Source organism: Mariniflexile sp. AS56, assembly GCF_030552475.1.
Taxonomy (GTDB): domain Bacteria; phylum Bacteroidota; class Bacteroidia; order Flavobacteriales; family Flavobacteriaceae; genus Mariniflexile.
This window is the reverse complement of record NZ_JAUPED010000022.1, coordinates 33262-46806: the sequence shown is the minus strand read 5'-3', so window position 1 is coordinate 46806 and position 13545 is coordinate 33262. Positions and strand designations below refer to the sequence as shown.

Below are 13545 nucleotides of genomic sequence, written 5' to 3'. Positions count from 1 at the left end.
GGGGTGAAGGTGATCACACCTGCGATATCAATATCTACGGTTCCGTTGGTTACTGCAATGGACTGTGCTGTTCCTGGGGTTAAAGTCGTTCCGTTGATAGAAACTATATTTAAGGTATCACCGTCTAAATCAGTATCTCCAGTTAATGGTAATAATTGAACTGACGTATCTTCATCGGTCGTATACGTATCATCGACGGCTACTGGAGCATCGTTGATGGCGGTTACGGTGATGTTTTCATTAGCGGTTGCTGTATCTATACCATCTGTAATTACATATGGGAAACTTACTGCGCCGTTGTAATTAGCGGCTGGCGTGAATGTGATCACGCCTGCGATATCAATATCTACGGTTCCGTTGGTTACTGCAATGGACTGTGCTGTTCCTGGCGTCAATGCGGTTCCGTTAATCGATGCAATACTTAGGGTATCGCCATCTGGATCGGTATCTGCTGTTAATGGCAATAATTGAACAGCTGTATCTTCATCGGTCGTATACGCATCATCCACTGCTATTGGTGTATCATTTACTGCGTTTACTGTGACATTCTCATTAGCTGTTGCCGTTGCTGTACCATCCGTAATTACATATGGGAAACTTACTCCGCCGTTATAATCTGCCGCTGGAGTAAAGACAATTATTCCTGCTGTATTAACGGTAACCTTACCATTAGTAACTGTTATTGTTTGTGCTGTTCCCGGAGTTAAAGTAATTCCGTTGATGGACACAATACTTAAAGTATCGTCATCACCATCTGTATCTCCTGTTAAAGGTAATATTTGAATACTCGTATCTTCATCTGTAGTGTACGCATCATCTACTGCGACTGGTGTGTCATTTACTAAAGTTACTGTGATATCTAATGTACTACTACTTGTACCACCATTACCATCACTTATGTTATATGTTACTTGAGGCACTGCTCCATTATAATTGAGTGCTGGTACAAATTCATAGCTACCATCACTATTTATGGTTAAAGCTCCTTCCGTTAAATTCTGAGTTACCCCTACACTATATGAGATACCTCCAATTACAAAGTTTGTAACAACTAAAGTTTCATCGGCATTAGGATCTGTATCATTACTTAATAATCCGGTAGCTGCTGCAACTGTTAGAGTCGTATTCTCTAAAGTACTTTTCGAATCTGGATTTGCGGTTGGCGGTACAAAAGATTTTGGAACATCAACTCTTACTAATGCGATATCACATAGACCTGAACCATCACATACTTGATATTCGAAAGTATCTGATCCTACATTAAACCCAGCGTTAGGAGTATAAGTAATGGTTCCATTTCCATTGATTACGACCGTTCCATTTACTGGAGGTGTAACAATACTTGACACTGTTAATGCATCTCCATCAACATCTGTATCGTTTGATAAAACAGGTATAGTTACAGCGACTCCTGGATTGGTGGTTGATAAATCATTAACCGCCACTGGAGCATCGTTTACAGGCGTTATAGAAATGTTTTCATTCGCCGTTGCGGTATCTGTTCCATCTGTAATTACATATGGGAAGCTTACTGATCCGTTATAATTGACTGCTGGTGTGAACGTGATAATTCCCGCTGTATCTGTGGTAACTGTACCATTAGTCACTGTAATTGTTTGTGCCGTTCCTGGTGTTAAAGTTGTTCCGTTAATCGATACGATACTTAAGGTATCGCCATCTGCATCAGTATCCGCCGTTAATGGTAATAACTGAACGCTTGTATCTTCATCTATTGTATACGTATCATCAACCGCTATTGGCGCATCGTTTACTGGCGTAATTGTAATAATCTCGTTCGCCGTTGCTGTATCCGTTCCGTCTGTAATAACATATGGAAAGCTCACACCTCCAATGTAATTGGTTGCAGGTGTGAACGTGATGATTCCTGCTGTATCTGTAGTTACTGTACCGTTAGTTACTGCGATTGTTTGTGCAGTACCGGGCGTTAATGTGATCCCGTTGATGGATACAATACTTAAAGTATCTCCTTCCCCATCCGAATCAGCCGTTAAAGGAAGTAATTGAACGCTCGTATCTTCATCCGTAGTATACGCGTCATCCACGGCTACAGGAACATCGTTTATCGAGGTTACTGTAATATTTTCATTGGCTGTTGCCGTTGCTGTTCCATCTGTAATAACATATGGAAAACTTACAGCACCGTTATAATTCGCATCTGGTATAAATGTGATAATCCCAGGTATATCAATGGTTACGGTACCGTTGGTCACAGCGATACTTTGTGCTGTTCCTGGGGTTAAGGTAATCCCGTTAATAGACACAATACTTAAGGTATCACCATCTCCATCGGTGTCGTCTGTTAATGGTAATAATTGTACACTCGTATCTTCATCTGTAGTGTATGCATCATCAACCGCAACAGGAGTTTCGTTTACTAAAGTTACCGTAATATCTAATGTACTACTACTTGTGCCTCCATTACCATCACTTATGCTATAAGTGACTTGTGGTACTGCTCCATTATAATTGAATGCTGGTACAAACTCATAACTACCATCAGTATTGATTGTTAAATCACCTTCTGTTAAATTAACTGTGGTTCCAGCTGTATAGGTTGTTCCGCCTATTTCAAAAGTCGTAACGACTAAAGTTTCATCTGAATTAGGATCCGTATCATTACTTAATAATCCAGTAGCTGCTGCAACCGTTAATGTTGTGTTCTCTAAAGTACTCTTCGCATCTGGGTTTGCCGTTGGCGGTAAAAAGGATTTTGGAACCTCAACGGTTACTAATGCGATATCACATAATCCCGAACCGTCACATACTTCATATTCAAACGTATCTGATCCAAATTCAAAACCTGGATTTGGTGTATAGGTGATTGTTCCATCTCCATTGATTACAACCGTACCATTTACGGGTACTGTTACAATACTTGAAACCGTTAAGACATCACCGTCAACATCTGTATCGTTGGTTAAAACAGGAATTGTCACGGCCACACCTGGATTGGTGGTTGATAAATCATCGACCGCCACTGGAGTATCATTTACCGGCGTTATAGTAATTGTTTCATTCGCTGTAGCGTTTACGGTACCATCTGTAATAACATATGGAAAACTTACTGCGCCGTTGTAATTGGTGTTTGGAATAAACGTGATGACTCCTCCTATTGTGATATCCACTGATCCGTTAGTCACTGCAATTGTTTGAGCAGTTCCTGGAGTTAATGCGGTTCCGTTAATGGATACAATACTTAAAGTATCACCATCCACATCGCTATCACCCGTTAATGGTAATAATTGAATATTAGTATCTTCATCTGTAGTGTAAGCATCATTAACTGCGACTGGCGCATCGTTTATGGCATTTACAGTAATGTTTTCGTTGGCTGTTGCCGTTTCTGTTCCATCTGTAATAACATATGGGAAACTTACCGAACCGTTGTAATTGGCAGCTGGTGTGAATGTAATAACTCCTGCTGTATTGATGCTCACTGAACCATTGGTGACTGCGATTGTTTGCGCCGTTCCTGGTGTTAAAGCAGTTCCGTTGATGGATACTATACTTAAGGTATCACCATCCACATCGGTATCTCCTGTTAATGGTACTAATTGAACAGCTGTGTCTTCATTTGTTGTATAGGTATCATCAACTGCTATTGGTGCATCGTTTGTTGGATTGATTGTAATAATCTCATTTGCTGTTGCAGTTGCTGTTCCATCTGTAATAACATATGGAAAACTTACGGATCCACTATAATTGGTATCTGGTGTGAAGGTGATTATACCTCCCGTATCCGTTGTTACGGTTCCGTTTGTTACCGCTATACTTTGTGCTATTCCTGGAGTTAACGCAATTCCGTTGATAGATACCATACTTATAGTATCACCATCTGCATCCGAATCTGCCGTTAATGGTAATAACTGAACGCTTACGTTTTTATTAACGGTATAACTATCATCAACTGCTACAGGGACATCGTTCACACTATTTACCGTTACTGTTACGGTGGCAGTAGATCGATCTCCATTTACATCTGAAATGGTATACGTAAATGTATCAACACCATTAAAATTTAATGCTGGGGTATAACTTACTGAATCGTCTGTTGGATCGGTTGGTGTTCCATTATTATTTACTGTTACTGTTCCGCCATTAACGGAGGTTGCACTTGGTAACGTTATAGCCCCACTATTTGGACCATCACCACCAAAACTATCAACGCCGTTTCCGTTATCGGCTAGTACATTAATTATGGTAGCACCGCTATCTTCATTGATAGTTACAGCATCATCAACTGCTATTGGTAAATCGTTCACAGCACTTACTGTTACGGTAACTGTTGCTGTTGATGTATCGCTATTTGAATCGGTAATGGTATATGTAAAAGTATCTTGACCATTAAAATCTGAAACAGGTGTATAAATTACGGTATCATCTGTTGGATCTGCTGGTGTTCCATTATCATTTACAGTTACGGTTCCTCCTTTGGTAGTTGTACCAGTTGGTAAAGTTATAGCCCCACTATTTGGACCATCACCACCAAAACTATCGGCTCCGTTTCCGTTATCGGCTAACACATTAATAATGTTAGCACTACTATCTTCAACAACAGTTACAACATCATTTTTAGCTAAAGGCACATCGTTCACAGCATTTACTGTTACGGTTACCGTCGCTGTTGACGTGTCGTTATTAGAGTCTGTAATAGTATATGTAAAAGTATCTACACCATTAAAATCTAAGGCAGGTGTATAACTTACGGTATCATCTGTTGGATCGGTTGGTGTTCCATTATCATTAACTGTTACTGTACCACCTGCTACAGATGTTGCGCTTGGTAAGGTTATGGCTCCACTATTTGGACCATCACCACCAAAACTATCAACGCCGTTTCCGTTGTCGGCTAACACATTAATTATGGTAGCTCCACTATCTTCATTCACCGTTGCGGCATCATCTAAAGCTGTTGGTAAATCGTTAACAGGATTAACCGTTACCGTTACTGTCGCTGTTGATGTATCGTTATTAGAATCTGTAATGGTATATGTAAAGGTATCAATACCATTAAAATCTAAGGCTGGTGTATAACTTACCGTATCATCTGTTGGATCGGTTGGTGTTCCGTTATTGTTTACGGTTACTGTACCACCATTAACAGAAGTTGCGCTTGGTAAAATTATGGCGCCACTATTTGGACCGTCACCACCAAAACTATCTGCTCCGTTTCCGTTATCGGCTAATACATTAATAATGGTAGCTCCACTATCTTCATTTACTGTTGCGGCATCATCTAAGGCTGTTGGTAAATCGTTCACAGGATTTACTGTTACGGTTACTGTAGCTGTTGATGTATCGTTATTAGCATCGGTAATGGTATATGTAAAGGTATCAACACCATTAAAATCTAATGCAGGTGTATAATTTACCGTGTCATCCGTAGGATCGGTTGTTCCATTATCGTTTACAGTTACGGTCCCACCTTCCACAGATGTTGCGCTTGGTAAAATTATGGCACCACTATTTGGACCATCACCACCAAAACTATCTGCACCACTTCCGTTATCGGCTAGTACATTAATAATGTTGGCGCCACTATCTTCATTAACAGTTACGGCATCGTTTACTGCCGTTGGTAAATCGTTAACTGCCGTTACTGTTACCGTTACTGTGGCTGTTGATGTGTCTCCGTTGGCATCTGTGATGGTATATGTAAAGGTATCGACACCATTAAAATCTAATGCTGGTGTGTAACTTACGGTATCATCTGTTGGGTCTGTTGGTGTTCCATTATTGTTTACGGTTACTGTTCCGCCATTAGCAGAAACAGGACTTGGCAATGTAATGGCACCTCCATTTGGACCATCACCACCAAAGCTATCAACGCCATTTCCGTTATCCGCTAACACATCAATTATAGTAGCTCCGCTATCTTCATTCACCGTTGCAGCATCATCTAAGGCTGTTGGTAAATCATTCTGAGACACCACAAATAAATCTAATGTACTAGAAGCTGTACCAGCATTACCATCTGAAATGGTATAAACAACTTGAGGAATCGCTCCGAAATAATTTGGTGTTGGTACAAAGACATAGCTACCATCAGCATTTATGGTTAAGTCACCCTCTGCTAAATTTACCGTCGTACCTGGTGTATAAGTAATTGAATTCACTACAAATTGAGACACTGTAAGTGTTTCATCGGCATTTGGATCTGTATCATTACTTAAAAGACCCGTTGCTGCATTTACCGTTAAGGTGGTATCTTCTGGAAAACTTTTAGAATCTGAATTTGCTGTAGGTGGTAAAGGCGTTTTAGGCACTGTTACCGTTACTGATGCTGTATCGCACAATCCAGAACCATCACAAACTTCATATTGAAAGGTATCACTACCCGCTACAAATGTTACATTTGGTGTAAAGGTAATTGTTCCATCGCCATTAATAACTACGGTTCCTTGTGTTGGAGGGACTGTAATACCAGATATGGTTAAAACATCGCCATCTACATCACTGTCGTTTGTTAAAACAGGAATTGTTACGGCATCTTCTGTTACTGTGGTGGCTAGATCATTAAGGGCTACCGGCGCATCATTAATAGGATTTACGGTGATGGTTACTGTGGCCGAAGAGGTGTCTCCGTTGGCGTCAGTAATGGTATAATCAATAGTATCTGTCCCGTTAAAATTAGCGGTAGGTGTATAAGATATGGTATCATCCGTTGGGTCTGTAGGTGTTCCGTTATTATTTACAGACACAGCTCCACCATTGGCACTTGTTGCAGAAGGTATTGAAATAGCTCCTGTATTTGGACCATCAAGACCAAAAGTATCTGCGCCACTTCCATTATCTAACAATACATTAATAATAGTAAGACCGCTATCCTCATTTACTGTAATAGCATCATCTTGGGCTAATGGCACACCATTAAAATAAGTAACAGTTGGATCGTTCGTTGCATCAGCATCGGTTGTTCCATTACCGTTTGGTGATTCGATGGTTTCATTATTTGGTATGGCACTACCATTACCATCAACATCCGTATCTGAAACATCACTTACATCATCCACTCCGTTAGGGCTATCACCTAAAACAGAAGCACTATTCTCTATAAATTTGGCATTTAAATCGGTTTGCGTAATGGTTTGTGAAGCCGTCACTATAGCTGTTTCTCCGGGTGCTAAAGTCGCAATTGGGCTACCAACAATACTTCCTAAATTCGCATTAGCATCTGTAACATCTATATTTGTTATGGTTACATTACCACTATTAAAAACGATGATATCATATTCAATCACGTCATTTAACACACGACCAAATGTTGTTATGGTTTTTGTAGTTATTAATTCAGGATTAGCAACAATAATTGTTTCTGTTGGATCGTCTAAAACGTTTCCATCGGCATCATCATTATCATCACTAACATCGGTCACATTAATAGCGATAGACGTATCTCCACTTGCTGTGACACTATTAGAAACACCGCCTACATTCGCATCATTTTGAGTTAAAGTATATGTGGCTGTATAAGTTGCAATTTCATCGACTAACAACGTACCTTCTACACTCCCTAAATTTGAAGGACCTACAAATGTTGGACCACTCGTTAAAGTTAATGGTGTTGCATTTGCATCTAATAAGGTATCTATAATATTTACATTGGAAAGTTCTGTATTTCCTGTATTGGTTACAAGAATGGTGTAGGTAAGCACATCGTTAGCGCCATCAACACCATTTCCATCATCGGTTAAAACAACTGTCTTAACAGACTCAATACTTGGGTCTTGCACATACAACACACCTTCATCTTCAACTGGACACGCATTTCCTGTATGACTTATAACTACTTTATATACATTAGAATGCATCGCCAAAGTAACAGCAGTTAACGTAACGCTGTTGGCGGTTTCACCTGGCATTAACACATCATTTTCAAACCATTGAAAACTTAAACCAGCATCTGCATTCGTATCGTAATTTGGGGTTCCTGCTGTGAAACTAGAAGCCTCTAATGCTGCAGCCGAGGCTGTAAAAGTCGCATTATCGCCTTGTTGTACGGTTTCGTCTGCTACTGGTGGTGTAACCGTTGTTTGTACCGCTTTTGTAACTGCAGGTGTTAAGCCTGTATACGCCGTAACTGCCCCAGCTACTTTACCTTCAACATCGTACCCAGTACCATCTACTTCACCATCATTATTGGCATCGATATGGCCTGCTTCAATAGCATCATTACAACCATCATTATCGCTGTCTATATCTAAATAATCTGGAATAGAATCGTTATCATAATCTGAACACGAAGGTTGTGATAATATAACATTATCAATTAAAACCCCTGTTTGCCCCACACCTAAACTCGTAGACTGAATAATTATTTTTACCGTTCCGGAAGCTGTTGGTAATAAGTTAATTGTAAAGGTATTCCAAACAATGGAAGACGCTCTTGCTCCCACAACTCCAGGACTATCTACCGCTGCAATATTATTTGGTTTTAAGGTTGTTAATAAGATAGGACCTGTTCCATAATCGACAGATACTTCGGCTTCAAATAAACTTTCAACCGAACTATAATCTAATGAAAAGTTAACGGGCACCCCTTCTGTAAATCCTAAAAATGTTTTTTCAATACCTGTTGCACTTGGAGTTCCGTATAAATCTAGACTTTGAGTTCCTGCTGATGCATTAAAAATATCAAAAACAATATCGAAATTATTGGTATCAGTTAAAGTCCATCCTTCAATAGAGTTTTGTGCTAATAAGGCATCTACTTCGCCATCATTATCGGCATCTGGTCTTCCTCCTACTGTATCAACACCTAATATTTGAATGTCTGGCACTTCAAAAGAATCATTATAATATAATTCACCAGGACATTCAACACTGTCTAAAATACCATCATTATCATCATCTAAATCACAGCCATCTGGTACACCATCTGCATCTGCATCTGCGGTATCATCAAAACCATCACATATATCATTTAAATTAATAATGCCATCACCATCATCATCACATTGGTCTCCTGTAACGCTCGCATCATAAGCACTTAAGTTTGCTTGCCCGCCAGTTGCTATACTTGGTACACCATTAGTATCTACTGCATTACCAAGGCTACCATCTCCCGCTACTTGCGCCAATGTAAACCCGCCATCGCCTTCTAAAGCATCAACACAACCATCGTTATCACTATCGGTATCAAATTTATTTGGGATACCATCGCCATCGGCATCGGTAATAATAGTTGATGGGTTTATATAATTGCTAACACAATTAAACTCTATATTATGCAACCTTCCTGTTGAAGTAGCATTCTTAACTATGGCAACACCTCCCAATCTAAGTGTAAGTGAATTTCTATTGGTATATCTTGCTGAAAAATTAGATTCTGGAAAGCCATTTCCTGAGCCATTAAACACGGCCGCTTGCCCTGTAGCATACAACAAATCTTTATTTTCCATGGTTAAGCTAGTTGGCGTATTAAGCGTATAACTTACCGGAAACGTTGTTGCATTTATTTCAGAGAATTCGCCCGAGCCATCGCCATCTATATCATTATAGTTCACGAAAAATTCGGCTAAACCTGCAGGTGTAGATGTGCCCGCTTGTACAAAATCTATTCTATATTCCACAAAACCTTCATGACCAACATGAGGAAGTGTAAATCTGGTTATGGGTTTAAACGACCCTATATCTGTCGCATTATCATCTAAATCTACAACGGCAGCATGAAAGGTTTGAACAATGGTTACTAAAGCATCATAACCTACAGCGACATCGCTAAATCTAAATACTTCGTCTACTAAAAAGGTGCTTGCATTACCATCGCCTGTTTCTTCTGTATAATTAATAAAACTTAAAACAGTTCCTGCACATGAAGGTTGAAAATTAGCTACTGTTCTTGTTTCATCTTCATCTAAAATACCATCGTTATCATTATCTAAATCACCAACATCTGGCACCCCATCTCCATCTACATCATCACAGGAGTTTTGAATGGTATTGGTGTAAATGTTATTGGTTCCTGTATAACTTGCGCCAACTACAAGACCACGAGAGTCTACTGTTGGAGTTCCTGTTCCATAAAAACCATTATTATCACCATCGGCATCAGGTTCTAAACCATAATATGCTTCATCGGCATCGGTACACCCATCGTTATCACTATCTGGATCCATGTGGTCATGAATACCATCTTCATCGGAATCTACATAATTACAAGCAAACAGTATCATTTCCATAATATCTGCCGTTCCAAAATTACCAGCTTGCGAAATTTGTAATTGGAAGCTTGAAATTCTACCTTTAATTTGCAAAGAACCTGCTGCAGAACCATCACTATCATCTAATGTACTTTCTGATGTATATAAAGGATCGGCTAGCGAACCTGCACCGGCATCTCTTACGGTTGTAGGTGTTGCCAGAAAATCGTCTGTTCCTGTTAATCGTGTCCATGTGGCACCACCAACCAAGGTGATTTCTGCTGAATATTGCTCGCCACTACCGGCATTTATTTCGCCCAATCTATCAATATGTAAAATGGGGTTTACAATAACTAATGGGTTACCATACCCATCTTCAAAATTAACCGTAACTGTAGAGCCCCACTGGTATTGCCCTTCTATTGAAACGTCTCCTTCCAGCGTTTCAGACCAGAAGTTATTACCAGCAGCATTAAAATTACCGTTGGCGGTAAAACCTGGTGTTGCGTTATTAGATATACGTGCTATAACCCCGTTATCGAAATTATAAACAACCTCAGTCCCAGAGCCTCCCCACGTACCAGATTGTTCTGGTGCCAAGCAAAAGCCTTCATTAGTATCTAAAATACCATCGTTATCATCATCTAAATCATAGCCATTTGGTACGCCATCACCATCTGTATCCATAAGATTATAGGTAATAGTGATGGTTGAAATGTTAGACGTATTAGCATCATTATCATTTACTCTATATTGTATAGGTGTAGGGTTTGTTAAAAACCATGCTCGTGGTGTAAAGTTAATGATCCCTAATTTTTGGTCCAATAACCAAACACCTTCATTAGCTACTGTAAAACCAATAGCGTGACCATGTACATCATTCACAACATCTGTAGCGTTAGCAGGTACAATCACATTAATGCTCGATCTGTCTATAGTACCATCAGCATCTGAATCATTAGCCAACAAATACACAGGAACCGCAGAGCCTACTATATTATCTTCACTTAAATCGTCTTGGGTTACAGGACTTACGTAAGGAGTACAGGTTTCAAGTTCATACTCTACAGCATCGACCGAGAAATCTTGATCTATACCTGTAATTTCAACATAGCGTGTTCCCACCTCTGTTACCGTAAACTCAACAATATCTGGGTTGGATGCTAAAGCACTTGTGCTAACAGCAATTTCTGTAGCTGCAGGAAATGGGAATAACAAAAGTTGGTTATCCGCATTTATAGTACCATTATACGTACCTCCATCTTTACTTAATATATAGAATTTAATAACACTACCCACACGAGGAGATACACCGGCACCAAAATCGAGAACCATAGTACGTCCATCTTTATCTGCTTCAGCAAAATTACCATTCGGGGCGCCTAATGCTCGGGTATCATTTTTAAAATTACCAGATGTTACTGTAGTGGCATATGCTGGCGACCCAATAAGTTTTTCGTTAACACCACACCCACTAGATTCTACAGTAACCGTAATAGTTGCTGTATCACAAAGGGCTGTTGTATCACAAATCTCATAAGTTAATTGTGCCGTACCAACATAACCAGGTGTAGGCTCAAAATTAAGAAACCCATTACCGTTACTTGAAAAAGTACCTCCAGCCACAGTAAGTGCAGATGTAGGGTTGAAAGTAGCGGTGTCTATATTATTGTTATCATCTGTATCATTATCTAAAGCATTAAATACGAAAGAAGTTGTATTATAGGTTGAATAATTATCATCATTTGCAACGGGTGCCACCGGCGGTGGGTTTACCGCAAGCGGAAATGACAAAAAAGTTTCACGACCACAAGGATCTGAAACTATAAGCGTTATAATTAAATTTTCAACACTAGTTACGGGTGATGTTGAGAATGTTGGATTAGGAATATTAACATCATCAAAAGAACCTCCGCCACCATCAAAAGACCATAAGTATGTAATGTTACTTCCTGATATTGGCGAATCTGCCGAAGCATCAAAACTAATAGACTCTCCACCTTCAATAGCGCCTGAAACAGGCAGGTTATTCACTATAATAGGTGTTTTACCTGCTGGTGCATCAAACGAAAAATTAAGCATAACACGTTGTGCAGCGACATCATCTACAGACCCTTTATTATGGCTATGCCCACCCTCATACATTATTTTTCCTCTATCAGGATCTCCAAAACCAAAACCATAAGCCACTTTTGCGGCTTTACCTGGTGTATTTCCGGCTAATAAATCGGCTTGATTTTCATCCCATACAGAAACTGTGGTTGTTGGTCTCCAACTACCACCTGGACTGGGTAAGTACACTTGTTCCGATCCATTTTCAGTAGCAGCATCAATAGGCCCTAAAAATTGCATAAAAGAATCTGAAGGGTTATCATAAGTATATGGCCCTCCAGAACCATCATCATGTGCATTAAAATCTATTAAACCTGGCACCGGGTCGCTTGATAAAAAGTTAAGTCTTTGCGTAGGGTCCGATGGGTTTTCAATTCCTTCCAATACACTAACTGCGTGACATGCTGCCCAAAACCAACCTTCATTACCTCCGTTGGCTCTTGTGTTATTCCAATCGTATAAAATACCATGAGTCGCCCAAGTAGGATCGGCATGCGGTAAAATAAATAAATCGTCACAACCATTTAAGTTTAATGGTGTATCTTGTCTGTATGCCGTCGCTGGTATACCAGCGTTCTCCATATACTCTATTCCTATTGCGCCGTTATCTAAATCCATTACCCAGTTTGGGAATGTGGTAAGTTCTTTATGTAAATCTACTGTTACGTCAGTTAAAGTAGTATAGGTTACAACACCTTGTGCTTCCCAATTTGCCAAACTATTTATTACAGATTGGTTTTGAGTATAATCTTTATGAATAATAAAAGGACCACCTCTAAAATCTAAACCGTCTACAGTGAAGTCTACTCCGTTTCTAAATTTAGTTTTGTTAATTGACCATAGAACGGGTACTTTATTAACATCTAACAATTCATAAACCAAACCATAAGGTTTAAGTGCGTTACCCACTGTTTGTGGAAACACACCCATATCTATAATAATAGACCCTTTCGGAATATCTGCCGTTTGAGCTGATATCGTTAGTGAAAACAAAAGAATAAGGGAAGCAATAATAATACTTCTAAAATTATTGGCCCTTAAAAAGATACATTTAATGCAATTCATAGGATTCTTGTTAAGAAATTGACGTAACTGAATGTAAATAAGCGCCTTTTAATTGTTTATTAGGAGCCAATATCGATGAGTGGCAAAAAAGTGTAGACGGATGCGCCGTTTGGTAAGACGACCAAAACTCGATAAAAAAGGCTTTTTACCCAACTCACTCAACCTCAATATTTAACACTTAAATTGAAGTAATTTAGCCACGAAA

General features: G+C 39.5%; 1 protein-coding gene. It reads right to left on the bottom strand.

Going from position 1 to position 13545, the window contains the following annotated elements:
• Positions 1-13340 (bottom strand): Ig-like domain-containing protein (locus tag Q5N74_RS17505; RefSeq protein WP_304390290.1); only part of this gene is annotated, 13340 nt, incomplete at its 3' end.
• Between the last annotated feature and the right edge of the window lie 205 nt (positions 13341-13545).